Source organism: Bradyrhizobium sp. C-145 (genome assembly GCF_023375135.1).
Classification (GTDB): domain Bacteria; phylum Pseudomonadota; class Alphaproteobacteria; order Rhizobiales; family Xanthobacteraceae; genus Bradyrhizobium; species Bradyrhizobium zhanjiangense.
Genome location: NZ_CP088150.1, coordinates 9,364,118 through 9,386,939, shown reverse-complemented (window position 1 = coordinate 9,386,939; position 22,822 = coordinate 9,364,118). Strand labels below are relative to the sequence as shown.

The window sequence follows — 22,822 nt, the reverse complement described above, 5'->3', positions numbered from 1 at the left end:
CATTAAAGTCAACTTCACCTGATGGGAGGCGACGCTTAGAGTATTTCTACCTGGTCAAAGGCGCCGTCGGACGCCACCAGAGGAGGTAATCATGGATGACACTTCGAAGTGCCCGTTTACGGGCGGAAAACCCACGCGCGTGAACCGCGACTGGTGGCCAACCCAGCTCAGCATCGAGATGCTGCACAAGAATTCCGACCTGTCCGATCCGATGGGCAAAGAATTCGACTATGCCAAGGAGTTCAAGTCGCTCGACCTGAACGCGGTCGTTAAGGACCTGACAGCCCTGATGACGGATTCGCAGGAATGGTGGCCGGCCGACTTCGGTCATTACGGCGGCCTGATGATCCGCATGGCCTGGCACAGCGCGGGCACTTACCGCATCACCGACGGCCGCGGTGGCGCCGGCGCCGGTCAGCAGCGCTTCGCGCCGCTCAACAGCTGGCCCGACAACGCCAACCTCGACAAGGCACGCCGCCTGCTCTGGCCGATCAAGCAGAAATACGGCCGCAAGATCTCCTGGGCCGATTTGATGGTGCTGGCCGGCAACGTCGCGCTGGAATCGATGGGCTTCAAGACGTTTGGTTTTGCGGGTGGCCGCGCCGACGTCTGGGAGCCGGAAGAGCTCTATTGGGGTCCCGAAGGCACCTGGCTGGGCGATGAGCGCTACAGCGGTGAGCGTCAGCTCGCCGAGCCGCTCGGCGCGGTGCAGATGGGCCTCATCTACGTCAATCCGGAAGGCCCGAACGGCAAGCCGGATCCGATCGCGGCGGCCAAGGACATCCGCGAGACCTTCTTGCGCATGGCGATGAACGACGAGGAAACCGTCGCACTGATCGCCGGCGGTCACACGTTCGGCAAGGCCCACGGCGCGGGCGATCCGTCGCTGGTCGGTCCGGAACCGGAAGCGGGCGCGCTGGAAGATCAGGGCCTCGGCTGGAAAAGCAAGCACGGCACCGGCGTCGGCGCCGATGCGATCACCGGCGGCCCGGAAGTCACCTGGTCGCAGACGCCCACCAAGTGGAGCAACTACTTCTTCGAGAATCTGTTCAAGTACGAATGGGAGCTGACGAAGGCGCCGTCGGGGGCGCAGCAGTGGAAGGCCAAGAACTCCGAGGCCGTCATTCCCGATGCCTTCGACAAGTCCAAGAAGCATGTGCCGACCATGCTGACGACGGACCTCTCGCTCCGCTTCGATCCAGCCTATGAGAAGATCTCGCGGCGCTTCCTCGAGCATCCCGATCAGTTTGCGGACGCCTTCGCCCGCGCCTGGTTCAAGCTCACCCATCGCGATATGGGCCCGATCCAGCGCTATCTCGGACCGCTGGTGCCGAAGGAGACGCTGATCTGGCAGGATCCGATTCCGGCCGTGAATCACGAGCTGGTCGGCGAGCAGGACATTGCCTCGCTGAAGACCAAGATCCTGGCCTCGGGTCTGTCGGTGTCGGAGCTAGTCTCGACCGCGTGGGCGTCGGCTTCGACGTTCCGCGGCTCGGACAAGCGTGGCGGCGCCAACGGCGCTCGCATTCGCCTCGCGCCGCAGAAGGACTGGGAGGTGAATCAGCCGGCTCAGCTCGCCAAGGTCCTCGGCAAGCTCGAAGCGATCCAGAAGGACTTCAACGCGTCCTCAGGCGCGAAGAAGGTCTCGCTTGCGGACCTGATCGTGCTCGGCGGCACCGCCGCGGTCGAGAAGGCCGCCAAGGATGCCGGCGTCGACGTCAAGGTCGCCTTCGCGCCGGGCCGCATGGACGCTTCGCAGGAGCAGACGGATGCTGCCTCCTTCGCGCCGCTGGAGCCGCGGGCCGATGGTTTCCGCAACTACACCGGCAAGAAGCATCAGTTCATGATGCCTGAAGAGGCGCTCGTCGATCGCGCGCAGCTGTTGAAGCTCACCGGGCCCGAGCTAACCGTGCTGGTCGGTGGCCTGCGTGTGCTCGGCGCCAATGCGAACGGTTCGAAGCACGGCGTCTTCACCGCGAAGGTGGGCACGCTGAGCAACGACTTCTTCGTCAACTTGCTCGACATGAGCACGCAATGGGCGCCGGTTGCCGACGGCACCTACGAGGCCCGCGACCGCAAGACCAACGCGGTGAAGTGGACCGGCACGCGTTCCGACCTGATCTTCGGCTCGCACTCGCAGCTCCGCGCCTTCGCCGAGGTCTATGCCACCTCGGACTCCAAGGAGAAGTTCGTGAAGGACTTCGCCAAAGCCTGGACCAAGGTGATGAACCTCGACCGGTTCGACATCGCGGCTTGAGGTCTTGCACCTCTCCCGCTTGCGGGAGAGGTCGCGCCGAAGGTAGCCGATGCCTTGCATCGGCGTTCTTCATCTGAGAACGGCGGCCATAGGCCGCCTACGCCTCTCCCGCAAGCGGGAGAGGGGGCGCACGTTGCCCGGGACAAGCCACAAACAAAAAGGGCGGCCTTTCGGCCGCCCTTCGTGTTTTTGACCGTGTCGCGAGAACTTACTCGCCGGCCGCTTCGCGCGGAGCCTTCTCGCCCTCGGCGGCCTTCTCCTTGGCTTCGAGGTCTTCGCCGGTGGTCTGGTCGACTACCTTCATCGACAGGCGGGTCTTGCCGCGGTCGTCGAAGCCGAGCAGCTTGACCTTGACCTTGTCGCCTTCCTTGACGACGTCGGAGGTCTTCTGCACGCGGTTGGCCGCGAGCTGGCTGATGTGGACGAGGCCGTCCTTGGAGCCGAAGAAGTTCACGAAGGCGCCGAACTCCATCACCTTGACGACGGTGCCGTCATAGATCTGGCCGACTTCCGGCTCGGACGCGATCGACTTGATCCACTTGATCGCGGCCTTCATCGCCTCGCCGTCGCTGGAGGCGACCTTCACGGTGCCGTCGTCCTCGATGTTGACCTTGGCGCCGGTCTTCTCGACGATCTCGCGGATCACCTTGCCGCCGGTGCCGATCACTTCGCGGATCTTGTCGGTCGGGATCTTGAAGCTCTCGATGCGCGGCGCGTATTCGCCGAGCTCGGCGCGGGCCGCGGTCAGGGCCTTGGCCATCTCGCCGAGGATGTGGATGCGGCCTTCCTTGGCCTGGCCAAGGGCGACGCGCATGATCTCTTCGGTGATGCCCTCGATCTTGATGTCCATCTGGAGCGAGGTGATGCCCTGTTCGGTACCGGCGACCTTGAAGTCCATGTCACCGAGATGGTCCTCGTCACCGAGGATGTCCGAAAGAACCGCAAAGCGCTTGTCCTCGAGGATCAGGCCCATCGCGATGCCCGCGGTCGGCCGCTTGAGCGGCACGCCGGCATCCATCAGCGCCAGCGAGGCGCCGCAGACCGAAGCCATCGAGGAGGAGCCGTTGGATTCGGTGATCTCCGACACCACGCGCGTTGTGTAGGGGAACTCGTGATGCGGCGGCAGCACCGGGTGGATCGCGCGCCAGGCGAGCTTGCCGTGGCCGATCTCGCGGCGCTTGGTGCCGCCGAGGCGGCCGGTCTCGCCGACCGAGTAGGGCGGGAAGTTGTAGTGCAGCAGGAATGTTTCCTTGTACGTCCCCGACAGCGCGTCGATGTACTGCTCGTCCTCACCGGTGCCGAGTGTGGTCACGACCATCGCCTGGGTCTCGCCGCGGGTGAACAGCGCCGAGCCGTGGGCGCGCGGCAGCACGCCGACTTCGGCGACGATGTTGCGCACCGTCTTGACGTCGCGGCCGTCGATGCGCTTGCCGGTGTCGAGGACGTTCCAGCGAACGATCTTGGCCTCGAGCTCCTTGAACACGCCGGCGATACGGAGCTTGTCGTATTTCGGCTCCTGGCCCTCCGGGAAGTAGTGGGCCATCACCTTTTCCTTGGCGACGCCGACCGCGGCATAACGCTCCTGCTTCACGGGGATCGCGTAGGCGGCGCGCAGCTCCTGCTCGATCAGGCCGAGCATTTCCTTTTCGATCGCCGAATTGTCGATCGCGGTGACTTCGCGCGGCTCCTTGGCGGCCTTCTCGGCGAGCTCGATGATCGCGTTGATGACCGGCTGGAAGTGGCGGTGACCGAACATCACGGCGCCGAGCATCACGTCTTCGTTGAGCTCCTTGGCTTCCGATTCCACCATCAGCACGGCGTCGGCGGTGCCGGCGACGACGAGATCGAGCTGGGTGTCGACCATCTCGTCGAGCGTCGGGTTGAGGACGAATTCGTCATTGGCAAAGCCGACACGCGCCGCGCCGATCGGGCCCTTGAACGGCACGCCGGACAGCGTCAGCGCGGCGGAGGCCGCGACCATCGCCACGATATCGGGATCGTTTTCCATGTCGTGCGAGAGCACGGTGACGATCACCTGGGTCTCGTTGCGCCAACCGTCGACGAACAGCGGGCGGATCGGACGGTCGATCAGGCGGGAGACCAGCGTCTCCTTCTCGGTCGGACGTCCCTCGCGCTTGAAATAGCCGCCGGGAATGCGCCCCGCAGCGTAGGTCTTTTCCTGGTAGTCAACAGTCAGCGGCAGGAAGTCGACGCCTTCGCGCGGCGCCTTCGCCGCGACGACCGTGGCAAGCACCACGGTCTCACCATAGGTGGCGATGACGGCGCCGTCGGCCTGACGGGCGATCTTGCCGGTTTCGAGCTTGAGAGGGCGTCCGCCCCAGTCGATCTCGACTGAATGCTTATTGAACATAGAGGTCTTCTTTCATGGGTTCTCGAAAGAAGGGACACGCTTCGAAAAACAAAAACCATGCGCAAGATTGCGAGGCGCTGATCGGAGCGGGTGATCAGCGTCCTGCGATCCTGCCATGGTTTTTGGATGTCGGATGGCGTCCATCCTTTCGGGTCATACGGGCGCCTTGCCCGTTGTGCCCAGCCGCCGGATTGCTGCTGGACTGTCAGTCGGCACGAACGCGAACACCGAACCTTGGTCTTCGCTCATCATGCCCCGGATGTTCGCCGTCAACGGCTCGCATCCGACGCGCACGCAGCCTCGATCAAAAACCTTTAAGGAAGCGCTTTCGTTCGAAACCACGCGCGAAAACGCGCGCCAGTGGCGCGCGCAGGAACTCTTAACGACGAATGTTGTGCTTCTCGAGCAGCGCCTTGTACCGCGCCTCGTCCTTCTTTTTGAGGTAGTCGAGGAGCGAGCGGCGGGTCGAGACCAGCTTCAAGAGGCCGCGACGCGAATGGTTGTCCTTCACGTGGGTCTTGAAATGGTTGGTGAGGTTGTTGATGCGTTCCGACAGGATCGCGACCTGAACCTCGGGCGAGCCGGTGTCGCCGGCCTTGGTGGCATTGGTCTTGATGACTTCCGCTTTGCGTTCTGCGGCAATCGACATCGTCAATTTCTCTCGTTGCGACCGGGGCTGGCAGTCAGGCCGGTCAGGTTGAACACACGCTTGGGGATGATTTCGCCATTGCCAACTTCGGCAAGCGCCAAAAGACGGCCTGCCACCGTGACATAGACTGTGCCGCTACAAGTGGGCGCATCCCGTCCGCGCAACAAAACGGCCTGGCCCCGATGGAGCCTTGCCGCATCAGCCCGAGTGACGGCCAGTGCCGGGATGTCGTCCAGCGCGGTCTCAACGGGCAAAAGCGCGTCGGCGAGGCTGCCCTCGCCGGACGCGGCTCTATCGCACAAAGCCTCCAGCTGATCCAGCGGAATCATGTCGTTTTCGCCAAATGGGCCGACCAGGGTCCGCCGCAGCGCGCAGATATGGCCATAAGTGCCGAGAATCCGGCCCATATCGCGGGCCAGCGCCCGGACATAGGTGCCCTTGCCGCACTCGGCCTCGAACACGGCCCGGTCGTTATCCGGTTGATCCACAAGGGTTAAATGGTGAATCTCGACGGGGCGGGGCGCCAGCTCCACGACCTCGCCGTCGCGGGCGAGGTCATAGGCGCGCTCGCCCTGGACCTTGATCGCGGAATAGCGCGGCGGAATCTGCTCGATCACCCCGGTGAAGCGGGGCAACAGGGCCAGGATGGCCTCCCGGGTCGGGCGCTGGTCGGAGGTCGCGGTGACCCGACCCTCGATATCGTCGGTGTCGCGTTCCTCGCCCCAGCATACGGTGAACTGGTAGCGCTTGCGGCCGTCCATCACGAAGGGAACGGTCTTGGTGGCTTCGCCGAGTGCGATCGGCAGGCCGCCCGAGGCGAGCGGATCGAGCGTGCCGGCATGTCCCGCGCGCTTGGCGTTGAACAGGCGCTTGAGCACGGCGACGGCCTGGGTCGAGGTCATGCCGATCGGCTTGTCGAGCACGACCCAGCCGTGGACGTCGCGCCGGTCGCGGCGCGGCTGGTTGCCCTTCTGCTGCTGCTTGGCGCGCGGATCGTTGTTGACGCGGCGCGGCTCCTGGTACGATTGAGAATTGCTGCCCAGATCCGCAAAATTATTTGTCTGCACGTCGCGTTGATCGCCCTGTTCGCCGCTGATCGTGTCGTGAGCCGGGTCCATCGTCATCGTTCTTCTTCCCGATCCGAATCCGGATCCTGTTCCAAGTCCTTCTGCACCGCAGGTGTTCGCAAAAGCTTCTCGATCCGTTCCGCCTCGTCGAATCGTTCGTCGACGCGGAAGCGAATGTCAGGTGCAAATTTCAGGTTAACGCGCCGCGCGACTTCGCCGCGCAGGAATTTCTTGTTGCGCTCGAGCGCAGCGATGACGATCTCGGTGTCGCGGCCACCGAGCGGCATCACGTAGATTGTCGCGAGCTTCAGGTCCGGCGACATCCGCACCTCCGGCACGGTGATGATGTGACCTTCGAGATCCGCATCATGCACGTTGCCTTGCGCCAGAATCTCGGCCATCGCATGGCGAACCTGCTCGCCGACGCGCAACTGACGTTGCGAGCCTCCGGCTGCGGAACTCTTCTTTTGATGATGGCGGGGCATTCTCGAAAATCACCTCGTCATGCCCGTGTTTGGGACACGGGCATTGTCATTTGTCCTGTTGAAACGAAGAGAGGTGGATGGCCGGAAAAATCCGGCCATCGCACTCTCGCAATTTCAGTTCAAAAAGATCCGAACGCTTCGGTAAGATTTGGACTTACAGGGAGCGCTGGATCGTCTCCACGCGATAACACTCGATGACGTCACCGGCACGCATGTCGTGATAGTTCTCGAAGGCCATGCCGCACTCCTGGCCGGACTGGACTTCCTTCACTTCGTCCTTGAAGCGCTTGAGCGTCGACAGCTTGCCTTCGTGCACGACGACGTTGTCGCGGATCAGGCGCACATTGGCGCCGCGTTCCACGGTGCCGTCGGTGACGCGGCAGCCGGCGACCTTGCCGACCTTGGAGATGTTGAAGATCTCCAGGATCTCGGCATTGCCCAGCATGGTTTCGCGCAAGGTCGGCGCGAGCAGGCCGCTCATCGCCTTCTTCACGTCGTCCACGAGGTCGTAGATGATGTTGTAGTAGCGGATCTCGATGCCGTTGCGCTTGGCGGCCGCGGCGGCCTCCTTGTTGGCTCGGACCGAGAAGCCGATGATCGCGGCGTTGAAGCCTTCCGCGAGCGTCACGTCTGATTCCGAGATGCCGCCGACGCCGGCATGCAGGATGCGGGCGGCGACTTCGTCGGTGCCGAGCTTCTCCAGCGAGCCGAGGATCGCTTCCAGCGAGCCCTGCACGTCGGCCTTGACGATCAGCGGGAATTCCTTGCGGCCCGCCGTCTTCAATTGCGACATCATCTGCTCGAGCGAGCCGCGCATGCCGGAGATCGAGGCCGCCGCGTTCTCGCGCTTCTGGTGCGCGCGGTAGCTGGTGACCTGGCGGGCGCGGGCTTCGTTCTCGACCACGGCGAGACGATCGCCGGCCTCCGGCGGACCGTTGAAGCCGAGCACCTCGACCGGCACCGAGGGACCGGCCTCCTGTACCGTCTCGCCCTGATCGGAGATCAGCGCGCGGACGCGGCCCATCTCGGCCCCGGCGACGATGATGTCACCGACACGGAGCGTGCCGCGCTGGACCAGCACGGTCGCGACCGGACCACGGCCGCGATCGAGCTTGGCCTCGATCACGGTGCCTTCGGCCGGACGCTCCGAATTGGTCTTCAGGTCGAGGATTTCGGCCTGCAGCGCGATCATCTCGAGCAGCTTGTCGAGATTGGTCTTGTTCTTGGCGGACACTTCGACGTCGACGACTTCGCCGCCGAAGGATTCGACCTGTACCTCGTGCTGGAGCAGCTCGGTGCGGACGCGCTCGGGCTTGGCATCGGGCTTGTCGATCTTGTTGATGGCAACGATGATCGGCACGCCTGCCGCCTTGGCGTGATTGATAGCTTCGACCGTCTGCGGCATCACGCCGTCATCGGCCGCGACCACCAGCACGACGATGTCGGTGACCTTGGCGCCGCGGGCACGCATCGCGGTGAACGCGGCGTGGCCGGGCGTGTCGATGAAGGTGATCTTCTTGCCGCTCTCGGGCGACAGCACCTGATAGGCGCCGATATGCTGGGTGATGCCGCCGGCTTCGCCGGAGACCACGTTGGCATGGCGTAGCGCGTCGAGCAGCGAGGTCTTGCCGTGGTCGACGTGGCCCATCACGGTCACGACTGGCGAACGCGTCTCGGTATCGGTGGAATCGTCGACCTGGTCGAACAGGCCTTCTTCGACGTCCGAGGCGGCGACGCGCTTGACGGTGTGGCCGAGCTCTTCGGCGATCAGCTGCGCGGTGTCGGCGTCTATCACGTCGGTGATCTTGTGCATCGCGCCCTGCTTCATCAGCATGCGGATGACGTCGACCGCGCGCTCGGACATGCGGTTGGCGAGTTCCTGGATGGTGATCGCTTCCGGGATCGTCACCTCGCGGACGAGCTTTTCCTTGGGCTCGTTCGAGGCATGGCCCTTGAGGCGCTGGGTGCGGCGGCGGAACGAGGCGATCGAGCGCTCGCGCACGTCATCGGCGTTGAGCGCGGTGACGACGGTGAGGCGACCGCGTTCCTTCTGCGGGCCGGGCTTGTGCGTGGTCTTGGGGGCCGCCGCGGGACGCATGGCGCCGCCGGGACCGCGACGGATCTGGCGCGGAGCCTCCTCCTCGTCGGGCTCGGCGGCAACTGCGGGGCCGCGGCCAGCCGGTCCACCCGGACGCTGCGCGGTCGTGGTTGCAGGCCGCGCCGTCGTTGTTCCGGGACGTGCCGTCATGGGGGTGCCGGGCCGCGCCGCGGGGGCGCCGGGTCGCGGCGCAGGAGCGGTCGGAGCTGCCGTTGCGGGACGTGCGGCAGAAGGCTGCTCGCCTTCGCCGAAACGCTTCTTGGCCTCGGTCTCGGCCTTCCGCTTGGCTTCGTCCTCGTGGCGATGACGCTCGTCCTCGGCCTTGCGGCGGGCCTCGGCGGCTTCGCGCTCGGCGCGTTCGGCGGCCTCGCGGACCGCGCGGCGCTGGGCCTCTTCCTCGGCCTGGCGGCGTTCCTCGACCTCGCGCAGCTTGGCATCGGCCAGCGCGCTGGCACGGGCGGAACGTTCGTCCTCGGTCAGGGTACGCAGCACCACGCCGGAACCGGCGTTGCGCGGCGAGGCGGGCGGTGGCGCCGGGCGCGACGGCGCGGGCGCGGCCGGTGCCGGCTTCGCCGTCACCTCGGGCGCGTGCGGCTCGGGGCCGTCGCCAATGCGGCGCTTGCCGCGCTTCTCGACCACGACCTGCTTGCTGCGGCCATGGCTGAAGCTCTGGCGCACGGTGCCCGTTTCGACGCGCGGCTTGAGCGATAGCGTCTTGCTCGGAACGCTCAGCTTCTTGTCGCCAGGGGTCTTGGTATCAACCATTCAGCAGTCCTAATCCTGATCTGTTGTCGTTGTGCGTTGCCGCACCGTCGTATCGGTTCGTCGTTGTCTCTCAGAAATCCTGGCCGTGCTTTTCGGCCGTCTTGTCATCGTCCGCCATCCGGTATCGGACCAGCATCTGGCTACGTGACAGGAATGACCTGCTCGCCGGGCCCGCGAGCAGCGCAGCATGTATCACATTTGACCGGGTCAGTGCCAAATCCAATTCTATCGATTTCAGCGCGGTGATGACGGGAATCGGCGGCCTGGCGCCGCGATTTCCGGCATTTTGACGCGCCAGCATGTCCAATTTGCGGATTCCGTCCGCGGCCCCGTCGCTGGCATGGATCAGGACCTCGACCGTACCTTCCCGAAGGGCGCTCTCGACCTTGCCGAAGCCAGCCACGACCTGGCCCGCCTTGGCGGCGATCCCAAGGGCTTCCGTCACGCTCCGAACCAGGAGCGTCTCGATGTCGGCGGGAAGCGTCTGGGGGGTGCGCAGGTCGCGCTTGAAGGCCTTGCTAAATTGGTGACGCCGCACGGCTTCCGCAACCACCTGCCGTGAGGCGGTGATCCACATGCCACGTCCGGGCAGCTTGCGCTTGAGATCGGGAACTATGTCGCCTTGGGGCGATACGACGAAGCGGATCAGCTCGTCGATCGGCCGGACCTCGCGGCTGACCGCGCACATCCGCATGGTCGCGGACTTTTCGGTCCGCGGCCCATGGTCGAGTTCGCTGTCAGTGCTGGCGAGCATCCGGTCGACATCCTCCTTCGCCTTCTAAGTCGCGTGTTCTTTACGCAAAACCGGTCTCCACTTTCGCTGAACACGCCTTAAGCCGGCTGATCTTCGGTCGCCTCGGCCTCTTCGGGCTTGGCAAGATCGGCCTCGGTGATCCAGCCGGCCTTGACGCGGGCCTGCATGATCATCGCTTCGGCATCGTCACGGGAGATGTCGATGCCGTCGAGCGCACCAGCATGCTTGGTCGGCTCGCCGCCTTCCTTGCGCTCGGTCCAGCCGACCAGATCGTCGGTGGCGCAGCCGGCGAGGTCGTCGACGGTCTTGATGTCATTCTCGCCGAACTTCACCAGCATTTTCGAGGTCACGCCGGGCACGTCCTTGAGCGCGTCCTCGACGCCGAGTTCCTTGCGCTTGGCCTCGAGCTCGGCTTCCAGCTGCTCGAGATATTCGCGGGCGCGGTTCTGGAGCTCCTGCGCGGTCTCCTCGTCAAAACCCTCGATGCTGGCGAGTTCCTTGACGTCCACCATCGCGAGTTCCTCGACCGAGGTGAAGCCTTCGGACGCCAGCAACTGGCCGACCACTTCGTCGACGTTGAGCGATTCCATGAAGACGCGGGTGGAGTTCTCGAAGTCCGCCTGGCGGCGCTCCGATTCCTCCTGCTCGGTCAGGATGTCGATGTCCCAGCCGGTGAGCTGCGAGGCCAGACGCACGTTCTGGCCGCGGCGGCCGATCGCGAGCGAAAGCTGGTTGTTGGTATCGGGGACGACGACCTCGATGCGCTCGCGATCTTCGTCGATGACGACCTTGGAGACTTCCGCCGGCGCCAGCGCGTTGACCACGAAGGTCGCGATGTCGGGCGACCAGGGAATGATGTCGATCTTCTCGCCCTGCAATTCGTTCACCACCGCCTGCACGCGCGAGCCGCGCATGCCGACGCAGGCGCCGACCGGATCGACCGAGGAATCGCGGGAAATCACGCCGATTTTCGCGCGCGAGCCAGGATCGCGGGCGACCGCCTTGATCTCGACGATGCCGTCATAGATCTCCGGCACTTCCTGCGCGAACAGCTTTGCCATGAACTGCGGATGGGTGCGGGAGAGGAAGATCTGCGGGCCTCTCGTCTCGCGGCGGACGTCGAAGATGTAGGCGCGGACGCGGTCGCCGTTGCGGAACACTTCGCGCGGCAGCATCTCGTCGCGGCGGATGATGGCTTCACCACGACCGAGATCGACGATCACGCTGCCATATTCGACGCGCTTGACGACGCCGTTGACGATGTCGCCGATGCGGTCCTTGAATTCCTGATATTGCCGGTCGCGCTCGGCCTCGCGCACTTTCTGCACGATCACCTGCTTGGCCGACTGCGCGGCGATGCGGCCATATTCCAGCGGCGGCAGCGTGTCGGCGATGGTGTCGCCGACCTGGGCACCGGGATTGGCGCGCTGCGCATCCACCAGCGAGATCTGGTTGGAATGGTTTTCCACCTTATCGACCACCAGCATGTGGCGCGACAGCCGCAGCTCGCCCTTCTTCGGGTCGATCTCGGCGTGAACGTCAGTCTCGCTGCCATAACGGGCCCGTGCCGCTTTGGCGATGGCGTCCTCCATCGCGGCGATGACGATGCCGCGGTCGATCGATTTCTCGCGCGCAACGGCGTCCGCGATCTGGAGCAATTCAAGTCGATTGGCGCTGACTGCCATGGCTAGTCTCCTTCGTCAGGCTCGATCTCGCCGCGCCGCGCGCGTTCGGCGGCAAGGCGGTGTTTCTTCGTATTGGTCGGGGCCGGCTTCTTGTTCGGCTTGGTGTTCTTGGTGGTCTTCTCGCTGATCTTGGCGTGCGGCGCCGGCGGCGGCTCGAGGCCGAGATTGCGGCGCATCTCGCGCGCCTCGGCCTTGCCGCGACGCATCGATTCCGCGATCAGCTCGTCGGTCAGCACCAGCCGTGCCTCGCCGATATCCTCCATGGTCAGGAGAACGTCGGGATCATCACCCGCCTTGACGTCGTCGCGATGCAGATGCACGCGATCGCCCTCGACAGCACCGAGCGTGCCGCGGAACCGCTTCCGTCCCTCATGGGCGACCGCCATCTCGATCTTCACCAGATGTCCAGCATAGCGCTCGAAATCGGAGCGTCGCACCAGGGGGCGGTCGATCCCCGGCGAGGAGATTTCCAGCCGGTAGGCGCGATCGATGGGGTCGGCGACGTCGAGCACGGGCGACAGCGCCCGCGAGATCGCCTCGCAATCCTCGATCTGCATCGAGCCGTCCGGCCGCTCGGCCATGATCTGCACGGTGCAGCCGGCCTCTCCGGAAATGCGGATCCGCACCAGGCGATAGCCCATGCCCTGGAGCACCGGAGCTGCAACCGCGGACACCCGGGCCGCGACGCCCGGCTCGACCACGAGCCGCGGCTCGGCCAGCAATTCGGCATCCGTGGAACCAGAGTTCGGTTCGGTCATAGCAGGGGTCAGGCGCTCGATGGTTAAGGCTCGGTTAATTTCAAAGCCCGCTTCGGAACTCTCCCGACAACGCGTCGGGCCGCATCTTCCGCCAAGCCGCGTTCAGGTAATAAAAAAGAGCGGGTCCTTTCGGGCCCACTCTCACTACGCGGATCGTATGAGAAGATGAATTGGCGCTGATATAGCCTTTTCCACCCTCCCGGACAAGGCCCATTGCAGGGAGGACGAGGCTTTTTGCGACCTTCGGACGGTCCGCCGCGCAACGCTTCCTTCATCAAGCAGGCCTAGATTCCCCGATTGTGGGGCGGCTTGAGCTACGGCGCGCCCACGGCGTGCCAGATCCCGAGTTGCGTTTCATGACCGTTGCCACGTCGCTGATCCCTGGACTGGACGATATCGTCAAACGCGGCGATCCGCGGCGTCGCGGCGAGATCGCGCGGGCCATCTCTGCATTGTTTTTCCGGGATGCCGAAAAACTCGGCCCCGAACTGATCGATCTGTTCGACAATCTCCTGATTGATCTCGTCCCGCATGCCGAGCTCGCCTCGCGCATCGATCTTGCCGAGCGCTTCTCGCGCCTCGGCAACGCGCCGCCGCATCTGGTGAACCAGCTCGCGCGCGAAAACGAGATTATGGTGGCGGGCCCTGTGCTGCGCCGCTCGCCCGTGCTCGACGAGGCCGCCCTGGTCGAGATCGCGCGGTTGAAGGGTCAGAGTCATTTGCTGGCGATGACGGATCGCCCCACCTTGCCGGCTGTCGTTACCGACGTGCTGGTCGAGCGCGGTGATCGCGACGTGGTGCGTCGCGCCGCTGGCAATGCCGGTGCGGTGTTCTCGCCCGGCAGCTATTCCGAGCTGATCAAGCGCGCCGCGCAGGACGGCGTGCTGACGCTCAAGATCGGTCAGCGCAACGATCTCTCGGGCGAGCACCTGAAGGAGCTTCTCGACGGTACGCTCGACGTCATCCGCCGTCGCCTCTCCAGCGTGGTCAATCCCGCGCGCCAGATCGAGATCAAGCGCGCGATGGCGGCCATCGAGGAGGCGGCGCTGCCGCCGGGGCCGCGCCGCGACTTCTCGGCGGCACAGCGCACGGTGCTGGCCCTGCATCGTGATGGCCATCTCGGCGAGAGCGCGCTGCTCGGTTTCGCCAAGGCGCACAAATACGAGGAATCGATTGCCTCGCTCTCGGCGATGTCCGGTGTCCGCCTTTCGATGCTCGACCGCCTGATCGCCGGTGATCGCTACGATCCGATTTTGATCCTGGGGCGCGTGCTCAATCTCGGCTGGCCCACGGTGCGCGCGCTTATCCTGCTCTGGTACGGCCCGCACCGCACCCCGGCCGATGCCGACGTCGAGACCGCGCGCATGAATTTCACGCGCCTGATGCCGACGACCGCCGAACGCGTCGTGAATTTCTGGCGCAACCGGCAGACGATCTGAAATCAAGGCATCCAGCTTTGCCGTCATGGCCGGGCTTGTCCCGGCCATCCACGTTCTTCGCGACCGAAGAAAGGAAGTCCGTGGATGCCCGGGACACGCCCGGGCATGACGACTGCGGACGAGCCGCGCGAAGTATCTACACTCGCTGAAACCGCAGATAGGCCGCCTTGCGCCCTTCGCGCGCGGCTTTCCGGCCGTAGCGCGTCATGGTGTAGCCCGCCCAGGGCTGCCGGAAATCGTCGGCGCGTTCCGCAAGCCAGACGAAATCCGAAGAGCGCGCAAGATGCGACAACGTCCAGGCACAGTAATCGTCGATGTCGCAGACGAAGCGGAATTCGCCGCCAGGCTTCAGCACGCGCGCCATTGCGGCAATGGTCCTGTCCTGCACGAAGCGCCGCTTCCAGTGCCGCCGTTTCGGCCAGGGATCGGGATGGATCAGGTCGATCCGCGACAATGAGGCTTGCGGAAGCCAAGCCAAGAGCTCCGCTGCATCGCCCGCGAACAGGCGGATGTTGCCGATATTGGCCGCCTCGATCTGCGCGAGGATTTTTGCCATGCCGTTGACATAGGGCTCGCAGCCGATGAAGCCGGTGGCGGGAAAGTTTTGCGCCTCGGCCGCGAGATGCTCGCCGCCGCCGAAGCCGATCTCGAGCCGCAGCTCGCTCGCCGCGGGGTCGAATATCTCGCCGGCATTCGCCGACGCTTCGCTCGCGATGTCGAGCGCAAGATGCGGCAGCAGATGATTGATCAGCCCGGCCTGGTGCTGCCTGAGCTTGTGGCCCTTGCGGCGCCCGAAGAAGGCGCGCTCGCTGTCATCGCGCTCGGAAACTGATTTGCGTTCGCTCATCGCAGCGTCTGATACAGGCGATGGAGCAGCCGCGCGCGCGGCGCGAGCGACGAGACGTAGAGCTGCTCGTAATGGGTGTGCGCGCCCTTGCCGTCGACGCCGAGCCCGTCGAGCGTCGCGGTGTGCGCGGCGGTGAAATTGCCGTCCGAGCCGCCGCCGGTGTGGGTGTCGATCAGCTCGAAGCCGATCTCGGCTGCGAGTGTCTTCGCATGCTCGTAGAGTGCGGCGCCTGCATTGCTCTTCTCGTAAGGCGGACGATTGAGTTCGCCGGTGATCTCAACGGTGACGCCGTCGGTCTTCGACGTGAGCGCGAGGATCTTGCCGACGAACTCGTCCGCGTCGTTGAGGCTCAGCACGCGCAGATCGACTTCGGCATAGGCCTCTTCCGGCGTCACATTGGGGCGCGTGCCGCCGCGCACCACGCCGACATTGACGGTGACGCCGCGCTTCAGGTCGTTCATTCCCTCCAGCGCCAGGATCACGTTGGCGAGCTCGCGGACGGCACTTCGGCCGTCCCCGGGTCGCGTGCCGGCATGAGCGGGGACGCCCTTGATGAAGACTCGGAAGCGTCCGACGCCCTTGCGCCCCGTGACGATCCTGCCGCCGTCGCGCGCCGGCTCCGTCACCAGCACGTATTTGGCCTTGCGCCCTTCCTGCTCGATCAGCGCACGCGAGGTCGGGCTGCCGATCTCCTCGTCGGAGGTGAACATGTGGGTGATGCCGAGCGGCGAACGATCGCCGGCGGCGCAGAGCGCACCAAAGGCGTGATGGGCGATGTAGGCGCCGCCTTTCATGTCGTAGATGCCCGGACCGAACGCACTGTCGCCTTCGACCTTGAACGGCAGGCGGTTGATGAAGCCCATGGGATGAACGGTATCGAGGTGGCTCAGCACCAGGATGCCCGGCTCGTGCTGGCCCCAGGTCGAACGCGCCACGAGATGGTCGCCGCAGCCGCCGACGCCGGCGACGCGCTCGAGCGTCACGGGCAGATCGCGGTATTGCTCCGCGACCACGGAGATCAGCTTGTTGACCTGTTCAGGTGCTTCCGTCGGCGTCTCGATCTCAACCCAGCGCCGGATGCCATCGAGAATGGTTTGGGAATCGAACCAATTGGAGCTGGCCATGAACGCATCTATGCCTTTGAATCGCATCATCGGAAAGGACGCGCATCGAGGGCGCGGTCGCAAATGACGACATAGGCCAGATTTGGCGCAGTCTCAAATCGCCATTGCGAGGACGCGTCAGCGCTTGTCGGGGCCTTCGCGGGCGGCGATCTGCTCGACGAGGTCGACGATGGAGCGGCGCATCTTGGAATCGGTGATTCGGGTGAACGCCTTGGTCAAGGCGAGTCCCTCCGATGTCGCGAGGAAATCCGAGACGTAAGAGGGCGAGGCGCCTTCGCTGAAGCCTTCCGGGCCCGGCACACCGCTCGGCCCGCCCTCGAACAGAAACGACACCGGCACCTGGAGAATCTCGGCGATCTGCTGGATGCGGCTCGCGCCGACCCGGTTGGTGCCCTTCTCGTATTTCTGGATCTGCTGGAAAGTCAGGCCCAAAGCTTCACCGAGCTTTTCCTGGCTCATGCCCAACATGATGCGGCGCATACGCACGCGACTGCCGACATATTTGTCAACAGGGTTGGGCGCTTTCGACATTTCCTCAGCCCTCCAAACATCACCCTCGGCGCAATCATCAAGCGTGCCTCGGGTGTCAGCACCGTCAAATCAGACCCTCTTATTGGGAAACATTGCGGAGAAATTTAGCAACGCACCGCTGTCTTTTGCAGCTGGTGCAGAATGGGGAGCCCGCGTGCAGTCTGTCAACCGTGGGACTACGGTTGTCAAAGGATTCCGGCTAAGTCCGCGGCGAGGCGATCAGAGGTGCCGTTTGGCGACATGTCGGCGGACCGCCACAATCACGGCGAGCGCGACGAGCATGGCTGCGGGCACGTCGCCCACCCGCGCATAGATCGTCGGCGGGATCGCGGCGGGCAGACCTGCATCCAAAATGCCTTCGATTCCGAGGCCGAGACTGGCGATGGTGCGCCCCACCGGATCGATCACTGCGGAGATGCCTGTATTGGCGGAGCGGACCAGCGGCAAGCCGAGCTCGATCGCGCGCATCCGCGCCTGCTCCAGATGCTGATAGGGACCGGTCGAGATACCGAACCAGCCGTCATTGGTGAGGTTCACGATCCAGCCCGGACGTTCGCTGCGTCCGCCCACCTCGCCGGGAAAGATGGCTTCGTAACAGATCAGCGGCAGCGCGGGCGGCGCGCTGGCGACCGGCAGCGCATGGCGCACGGTGCCGGGAATGAAGCCGCCGCGCACGCGCGTCAGCTGCTCGAAACCGAGCTTCTCCATCAGCCCCTGGTAGGGAAGAAATTCGCCGAACGGCACCAAATGCAGCTTGTCGTACACAGCGAGCACGCTGCCGTCGTGATCGATCACGTAGATCGAGTTATAGGCACGCGTGATCGGCGTGCCCCGCGGCAGGTCGGGCGCGCGGACCGAACCCGTGATCAGCACCGTGCCCTTCGGCAGAAGGTCGGCGATCTCAGCCATCGCGTCGGCTTCGCGAGTCAGGAAGAACGGGAAGGCGGATTCCGGCCAGATCAGGATGGTGGCATCGCGCACGCCGGTCGATTGCGGGCCGGAGGCGCGGTCGGACAGGGCCAAATATTTCTTCATCACCTCCGCCTTGGCGGCGTAGTTGAATTTCGCGTCCTGCTGGAGGTTCGGCTGCATCAGGCGCAGCTTGGCGCCCGCGACCATCGTGGTCGGATGCAGCGACAGGCGGATCGCGCCGAAGATGCCCATGACGATCAGAAGCACAATTGCGGCGGCCGGCGCGCGCCATTGCAGGCGGCGATCGGGCGCGCGATCGAATAGTGTCGCGGGGCTCGCGAAGATCGCGACCGTCAGGAACGTCATGCCCCACAGGCCGATCAGCGATGCCGTCTGCGCCAGCGGCAGCGGCTCGGACAGCGCGTAGCCGAACGCATTCCAGGGAAAGCCGGTCAGCGCGTGGCCGCGCAGCCATTCGCTGATGGTGAGGCTTGCTGCGAGCGCCACCACGCGCGTGGCATTCTTGGTCCAGAGCAGGCGCGCCAGCGCAAAGCCGATTGCCGTGAAGATCGAGAGATAGGCCGGCAAGCCCAGCACGGCGAACGGTGTCAGCCAGGCGAACACGTCGGCCTCGACGAAGAAGGCGTAGCCGATCCAGTAGAGGCCGGGCACGAAATAGCCGAGCCCGAACCAGTAGCCGGTCAGCGCCGCGGCAGGAACGCCGCCATATCGTCCGCCGCCAGCGCCGTCGATCAGCCAGACCAGCACCGGGAAGGTGACGAACAGCACCGGGAAGAGATTGAACGGCGCCAGCGCCAGCACCGACAGCGCCCCGGCCGCCATGGCGATGACGGCGCGCTTCCATCCCCAGCTGAGGATAATGGCAAGCGCAATCTGCCGAAGTCGCTGGAGCGGGCTCACTGCGGACCGGCCCCGTCGCTCGGCGGTGGGGTCGGCGTGTCACTGGCCGGCGGTTGACCGCTCTCCGGCGCAGCTTCGCGGCGGCGGCTCTCGCGCTGGGTGCGAGGCGCGGGACGCTCCTTCCGCGTGGAGATGCGCAGCCGCTTGACGCGACGCGGATCAGCGTCGAGCACCTCGACCTCGTAAGTGCCGGGGCCCGAGATCACCTCGCCGCGCACCGGCAGGCGCCCGACGAAGCTGACGAGATAGCCGCCCAGCGTCTCCACCTCCTCGCCGGCCTCGCCGGTGACGAAATCCTCGCCGATCACCGAGCGGACGTCGTCGAGGCTGGCGCGGGCGTCGGCGATGAAGGCGTTGTCGGGCAGGCGCACGATCGAGGGCGGCTCGTCGCTGTCGTGCTCGTCGTCGATCTCGCCGACGATCTGCTCGACGATGTCCTCGAGCGAGACCAGCCCGTCGCTGCCGCCATATTCGTCGACAACCAGCGCGAGGTGGATGCGCGTCGCCTGCATCTGCGCGAGCAGGTCGATCGCCCGCATCGACGGCGGCACGTAGAGCAGCTTGCGGATGATGCGCGCCTCGTGAAGCGGCAGCGCGAGATCGACGGCGCGCAAATCGAGCCCGGCCGGCAGCGGCTTCTTGCGCTTGGTCTTGGTGGCCTCCGACACGCGCGCACGCGCGGTCATGAAGGCGAGCAGGTCGCGGATGTGGACGATGCCGACGGGGTCGTCGAGCGTCTCGTTGTAGACGACGAGCCGCGAATGGCCGGCGCTCTCGAAGCGGTCCATCAATTCGCCGAGTGGGATGTCGCGCTTCACCGCGACGATGTCGGCGCGATGGACCATGACGTCGGCGATGCGGCGCTCGTGCAGGCCGAGGATGTTGCGCAGCATGGTGCGCTCGACCGCAGAGAAACCGGTGTCGTCAGGCGTCGACGCGTCGAGCACGACCTGGAGGTCGTCGCGCACCGATCCCGCCTTCCAGCCGAACAGCGTCCGGATGGCGCGCAAGAGCCAGCCTTCCGCGGTCGGGCGCATCACCTCGCCTTGGGTCACGACAGCGGGCAGATTGCGCGTGTTGCGCGGGTTGTCCTGGATTGGATCGGAATCCGGCATCTCAATTCGTCCCCGGGCGGTCTGCATAGGGATCGGGAATGCCGAGATGCGCCAGGATCTGCGTCTCCAGCGCTTCCATCTCCTCGGCGTCGTCGTCGTTCTCGTGGTCGTAGCCGATCAGATGCAGGAAACCGTGCACGGCGAGATGACTCAAATGATGATCGAACGGCTTGTGTTCCTCGTCCGCCTCGCGCCGCATGGTCTCGTAGGCGATCGCGATGTCGCCGAGCATGCGCGGCGCATCGCCCGGCTTCCACTCGCCCTCGGGCTGAAGCGCAGGGAACGACAGCACATTGGTCGGCTTGTCGATGCCGCGCCAGTTGCCGTTGAGGGTGCGGATGCCGGCGTCATCGGTCAGCATCACAGCCACTTCGGCGTCGGCGACGTCTTCGTCGACATTCTCGGCGGCGGCCGCAACCGCGCGCTGGATCACGGTTTCGGAATCGGGCTCGCGCTGCCAGCAATCGGCGACGACGAGGACCTCGGTGATGGGTAGGTTGGAATGGGACATTGTGCTGTCTGGGACGAAAAGGCGCGCTGTCCGCGCCCGCTTGGTCCGGCTGTTGCCTCGTCAGGATTGACCGGTGGCCGGCCGCTGCGGCGACCCTTCGTAAGCGGCGACGATCCGCGCCACGAGCTCGTGGCGGATCACGTCCTCGGCTTTGAAATGCACTTGCGCAATCCCCTCGACGCCGTTCAGGAGCCGGGTTGCTTCCGCCAGACCCGAGGTCTGGCCGTTCGGCAGGTCGATCTGCGAGGGATCGCCTGTGACGATCATGCGACTGTTCTCGCCGAGGCGGGTCAGGAACATCTTCATCTGCATCGACGTGGTGTTCTGCGCCTCGTCCAGGATGATGGCGGCGTTGGTGAGCGTGCGGCCGCGCATGAAGGCGAGCGGCGCGATCTCGATCTCGCCGGTCTGGAGCGCCCGCTCGACGATGCGCGCGTCCATGAGATCGTAGAGCGCGTCGTAGATCGGGCGGAGATACGGATCGACCTTCTCGCGGAGATCACCGGGCAAAAAGCCGAGCCGCTCGCCGGCTTCCACCGCCGGACGGGATAGGATGATCTTGTCGACCTCCTTGCGCTCGAACAGCTGCGCGGCATATGCGACCGCGAGCCAGGTTTTGCCGGTGCCGGCGGGACCGATGCCGAACACCAGCTCGTGGCGCTTCAGCGCGCGGATGTAGGAATCTTGCGCGGCCGTGCGCGCGCGCACCGGGCGCTTGCGCAAATTGATGCTGTCGAAGGTCGATTTGGCCGATTTGGCGTCGAACTCGAACAGCGAGCCCTGGGCGATCACGGCGCGGATCGCGCCCTCGACCTCACCCTGGTCGAGATCCTGTCCCTTCACGGCTTGCGCGTAGAGCATCTCCAGCACGCGGCGTGCGGCGTCGCAGCCGTCGCGCGTGCCGCCGATGGTGATGTGGTTACCCTTGGAGTCGACGATCACGCCGAGCCGCCGCTCGATCTGCGCGAGATGCTGGCCGTACGGGCCGACCAGCGCGGAAGCGGCACGGTTGTCGTCGAAATCGATGACGACTTGGGTCTCGGGCGGTACTTGCATGTCGCGGTCAAATTTGCGGCTGGGAGCGAACGAAGACGAATCCGATGCGCTTTTTGGCAAGGGTTCAGGCTCCAGTGGCTTGCGATAAAGCGGGCTCGCGCGCGTTGCGCGGCGTCACGAGCTCGCCGAGAAAGCTGTAGCGCTCGAGGCTGTCGATCCGGACCGGCAGGATTTGTCCGATGATGTCGGGCGAGGCCATCACATGCGCGGGCTGGAGGTAAGCGGTGCGGCCGACGATCTGGCCTTCCTTGCGAGCCGGACGCTCGAACAGCACGTCGATCGTTGAGCCAATCGCAGCCTTGTTGAAGGCCGATTGCTGGCTGTCGATCAGTTCCTGGAGCCGCTCCAATCGCTGGTCCATCTCGGCGGGGGACACCGTCTCCTGCATGTCCGCGGCCGGCGTTCCCGGCCGGGCGGAATATTTGAACGAATAAGCCGCAGCGTAGCCGATTTGCGTGACAAGCGCGAGGGTGGCGAGAAAATCTTGCTCGCTCTCGCCGGGGAAGCCGACGATAAAATCCGATGAAAAAGCAATGCCTTGGCGTGCGGTGCGGAAACGCTCGATGACCCGCCGGTAATCATCGGCGGTATGTTTGCGGTTCATGGCGGCCAGAATCCGGTCCGAGCCCGACTGCACCGGCAGGTGCACGAACGGCATCAGGGCATCGAGGTCGCGATGGGCCGCAATCAAACTGTCATCGACGTCGCGGGGATGGCTGGTGGAATAGCGCAGCCGGGCGATGCCCGGGATTTGCGCCAGATGCTCGAGCAACCGGCCGAGCGGCCAGCTTTTTCCGTCCGGCCCCTCGCCGTGATAGGCGTTGACGTTCTGGCCGATCAGCGTGAGCTCGCGCACGCCGTTCTCAGTGAGCCGCTTCACGTCGTCCACGATCTTTGCCACGGGACGCGACACCTCGGCGCCGCGGGTATACGGCACGACGCAGAAGGTGCAGAACTTGTCGCAGCCTTCCTGCACCGTGACGAAAGCGGAAATGCCGCGCGCGCGGATCGCATCGGGTTTGGGCTGGGCCAGGAAGCCGAACTTGTCTTGCGCAGGGAATTCGGTCTCGATCGCGCGGCCCTCGTCGCCAGCGCGCTTCAACAGCCCGGGCAGATGATGGTAGCTCTGCGGTCCCACCACGACGTCGACGACCGGCGCGCGGCGCACGATTTCCTCGCCCTCGGCCTGCGCCACGCAGCCCGCGACCGCGATCTGCATTGCGCGGCCCGCGCGCGCGGCCTCGTCCTTGGCAACGCGCAGGCGGCCGAGCTCGGAATAGACCTTTTCCGAGGCCTTCTCGCGGATATGGCAGGTGTTGAGGATGACGAGGTCGGCGTCCTCAGCGCTGGCCGTCTCCACGAATCCTTCCGGAGCCAGCGTGTCCACCATGCGCTGGGCATCGTAGACGTTCATCTGGCAGCCATATGATTTGATGTGCAGCTTGCGCGGCGGCGTCATGGAACCCGAAAATGGAGC

Annotated in this window: 18 protein-coding genes; 2 read left to right on the top strand and 16 right to left on the bottom strand. The window is 65.0% G+C overall.

What is annotated here, in order from left to right; translation table 11 throughout:
- Positions 1-91 precede the first annotated feature (91 nt).
- On the top strand, positions 92-2,257 hold the full coding sequence (gene katG / locus LRP30_RS44160; protein ID WP_249758885.1) for a catalase/peroxidase HPI: 2,166 nt from the start codon (positions 92-94) through the stop codon (positions 2,255-2,257).
- A gap of 208 nt (positions 2,258-2,465) precedes the next feature.
- Here the strand turns inward: katG and pnp are convergent, their stop codons facing one another.
- The 8 genes from pnp to rimP all read right to left on the bottom strand — a co-directional run bounded on the left by pnp (position 2,466) and on the right by rimP (position 12,889).
- Positions 2,466-4,628, bottom strand: coding sequence for a polyribonucleotide nucleotidyltransferase (pnp, locus tag LRP30_RS44155; RefSeq protein WP_249758884.1), 2,163 nt, complete (start codon positions 4,626-4,628; stop codon positions 2,466-2,468).
- A gap of 379 nt (positions 4,629-5,007) precedes the next feature.
- Positions 5,008-5,277, bottom strand: a complete 270-nt coding sequence (gene rpsO, locus LRP30_RS44150) for a 30S ribosomal protein S15 (RefSeq protein ID WP_008540131.1) — start codon at positions 5,275-5,277, stop codon at positions 5,008-5,010.
- A gap of 2 nt (positions 5,278-5,279) precedes the next feature.
- Positions 5,280-6,401 carry a tRNA pseudouridine(55) synthase TruB gene (gene truB / locus LRP30_RS44145; protein ID WP_164934832.1) on the bottom strand — a complete coding sequence of 374 codons (1,122 nt, stop codon included), beginning with the start codon at positions 6,399-6,401 and terminating at the stop codon, positions 5,280-5,282.
- On the bottom strand, positions 6,398-6,829 hold the full coding sequence (rbfA, locus tag LRP30_RS44140) for a 30S ribosome-binding factor RbfA (protein WP_128930393.1): 432 nt from the start codon (positions 6,827-6,829) through the stop codon (positions 6,398-6,400). The genes truB and rbfA overlap by 4 nt, the downstream gene beginning before the upstream one ends.
- A 154-nt stretch (positions 6,830-6,983) precedes the next feature.
- Positions 6,984-9,692 (bottom strand): translation initiation factor IF-2, encoded by a 2,709-nt coding sequence (gene infB, locus LRP30_RS44135; RefSeq protein WP_128940686.1) that lies wholly within the window; start codon positions 9,690-9,692, stop codon positions 6,984-6,986.
- 70 nt (positions 9,693-9,762) lie between these two features.
- Positions 9,763-10,446, bottom strand: coding sequence for an RNA-binding protein (locus tag LRP30_RS44130; RefSeq protein ID WP_249758883.1), 684 nt, complete (start codon positions 10,444-10,446; stop codon positions 9,763-9,765).
- 77 nt (positions 10,447-10,523) lie between these two features.
- Complete coding sequence (gene nusA, locus LRP30_RS44125; protein ID WP_128930390.1) at positions 10,524-12,131, bottom strand: transcription termination factor NusA; 1,608 nt, start codon at positions 12,129-12,131, stop codon at positions 10,524-10,526.
- A 2-nt stretch (positions 12,132-12,133) separates the two neighbouring features.
- Positions 12,134-12,889, bottom strand: coding sequence for a ribosome maturation factor RimP (rimP, locus tag LRP30_RS44120; protein ID WP_249758882.1), 756 nt, complete (start codon positions 12,887-12,889; stop codon positions 12,134-12,136).
- Positions 12,890-13,245: 356 nt separating this feature from the next.
- On the opposite strand from rimP, the gene LRP30_RS44115 reads away from it, so the two are divergent.
- The gene (locus tag LRP30_RS44115) at positions 13,246-14,328 is read left to right on the top strand and encodes a DUF2336 domain-containing protein (RefSeq protein ID WP_128946870.1); all 1,083 of its coding nucleotides are present in this window, start codon (positions 13,246-13,248) and stop codon (positions 14,326-14,328) included.
- Positions 14,329-14,464: 136 nt separating this feature from the next.
- On the opposite strand, the gene trmB is transcribed toward LRP30_RS44115, so the two are convergent.
- The 8 genes from trmB to miaB all read right to left on the bottom strand — a co-directional run bounded on the left by trmB (position 14,465) and on the right by miaB (position 22,804).
- Positions 14,465-15,175: a tRNA (guanosine(46)-N7)-methyltransferase TrmB gene (gene trmB / locus LRP30_RS44110; RefSeq protein WP_249758881.1), complete on the bottom strand. Its 711-nt coding sequence runs from the start codon at positions 15,173-15,175 to the stop codon at positions 14,465-14,467.
- Positions 15,172-16,329 (bottom strand): M20 family metallopeptidase, encoded by a 1,158-nt coding sequence (locus LRP30_RS44105; protein WP_249758880.1) that lies wholly within the window; start codon positions 16,327-16,329, stop codon positions 15,172-15,174. Before LRP30_RS44105 ends, trmB begins: the two co-directional genes overlap by 4 nt.
- 87 nt (positions 16,330-16,416) lie before the next feature.
- Entirely contained in the window at positions 16,417-16,830 is a 414-nt protein-coding gene (locus tag LRP30_RS44100; protein WP_024338547.1) for a helix-turn-helix transcriptional regulator, read from the bottom strand.
- A 219-nt stretch (positions 16,831-17,049) separates the two neighbouring features.
- Positions 17,050-18,663 carry an apolipoprotein N-acyltransferase gene (gene lnt, locus LRP30_RS44095; protein ID WP_249758879.1) on the bottom strand — a complete coding sequence of 538 codons (1,614 nt, stop codon included), beginning with the start codon at positions 18,661-18,663 and terminating at the stop codon, positions 17,050-17,052.
- Complete coding sequence (locus LRP30_RS44090) at positions 18,660-19,778, bottom strand: hemolysin family protein (RefSeq protein ID WP_164934831.1); 1,119 nt, start codon at positions 19,776-19,778, stop codon at positions 18,660-18,662. Before LRP30_RS44090 ends, lnt begins: the two co-directional genes overlap by 4 nt.
- Before the next feature lies 1 nt (position 19,779).
- The gene (gene ybeY, locus LRP30_RS44085) at positions 19,780-20,289 is read right to left on the bottom strand and encodes an rRNA maturation RNase YbeY (RefSeq protein ID WP_128930383.1); all 510 of its coding nucleotides are present in this window, start codon (positions 20,287-20,289) and stop codon (positions 19,780-19,782) included.
- 60 nt (positions 20,290-20,349) lie between these two features.
- A complete protein-coding gene (locus LRP30_RS44080) occupies positions 20,350-21,345 on the bottom strand; it encodes a PhoH family protein (protein WP_091882190.1) in 996 nt (331 codons plus the stop codon).
- Positions 21,346-21,409: 64 nt separating this feature from the next.
- A complete protein-coding gene (gene miaB, locus LRP30_RS44075) occupies positions 21,410-22,804 on the bottom strand; it encodes a tRNA (N6-isopentenyl adenosine(37)-C2)-methylthiotransferase MiaB (RefSeq protein ID WP_249758878.1) in 1,395 nt (464 codons plus the stop codon).
- Between the last annotated feature and the right edge of the window lie 18 nt (positions 22,805-22,822).

Coding starts and splice junctions, on each gene's coding strand:
- katG (WP_249758885.1), top strand. CDS start 92: ATGGATGACACTTCGAAGTGCCCGTTTACGGGCGGAAAACCCACGCGC.
- pnp (WP_249758884.1), bottom strand. CDS start 4,628: ATGTTCAATAAGCATTCAGTCGAGATCGACTGGGGCGGACGCCCTCTC.
- rpsO (WP_008540131.1), bottom strand. CDS start 5,277: ATGTCGATTGCCGCAGAACGCAAAGCGGAAGTCATCAAGACCAATGCC.
- truB (WP_164934832.1), bottom strand. CDS start 6,401: ATGACGATGGACCCGGCTCACGACACGATCAGCGGCGAACAGGGCGAT.
- rbfA (WP_128930393.1), bottom strand. CDS start 6,829: ATGCCCCGCCATCATCAAAAGAAGAGTTCCGCAGCCGGAGGCTCGCAA.
- infB (WP_128940686.1), bottom strand. CDS start 9,692: ATGGTTGATACCAAGACCCCTGGCGACAAGAAGCTGAGCGTTCCGAGC.
- LRP30_RS44130 (WP_249758883.1), bottom strand. CDS start 10,446: ATGCTCGCCAGCACTGACAGCGAACTCGACCATGGGCCGCGGACCGAA.
- nusA (WP_128930390.1), bottom strand. CDS start 12,131: ATGGCAGTCAGCGCCAATCGACTTGAATTGCTCCAGATCGCGGACGCC.
- rimP (WP_249758882.1), bottom strand. CDS start 12,889: ATGACCGAACCGAACTCTGGTTCCACGGATGCCGAATTGCTGGCCGAG.
- LRP30_RS44115 (WP_128946870.1), top strand. CDS start 13,246: ATGACCGTTGCCACGTCGCTGATCCCTGGACTGGACGATATCGTCAAA.
- trmB (WP_249758881.1), bottom strand. CDS start 15,175: ATGAGCGAACGCAAATCAGTTTCCGAGCGCGATGACAGCGAGCGCGCC.
- LRP30_RS44105 (WP_249758880.1), bottom strand. CDS start 16,329: ATGATGCGATTCAAAGGCATAGATGCGTTCATGGCCAGCTCCAATTGG.
- LRP30_RS44100 (WP_024338547.1), bottom strand. CDS start 16,830: ATGTCGAAAGCGCCCAACCCTGTTGACAAATATGTCGGCAGTCGCGTG.
- LRP30_RS44090 (WP_164934831.1), bottom strand. CDS start 19,778: ATGCCGGATTCCGATCCAATCCAGGACAACCCGCGCAACACGCGCAAT.
- ybeY (WP_128930383.1), bottom strand. CDS start 20,289: ATGTCCCATTCCAACCTACCCATCACCGAGGTCCTCGTCGTCGCCGAT.
- LRP30_RS44080 (WP_091882190.1), bottom strand. CDS start 21,345: ATGCAAGTACCGCCCGAGACCCAAGTCGTCATCGATTTCGACGACAAC.
- miaB (WP_249758878.1), bottom strand. CDS start 22,804: ATGACGCCGCCGCGCAAGCTGCACATCAAATCATATGGCTGCCAGATG.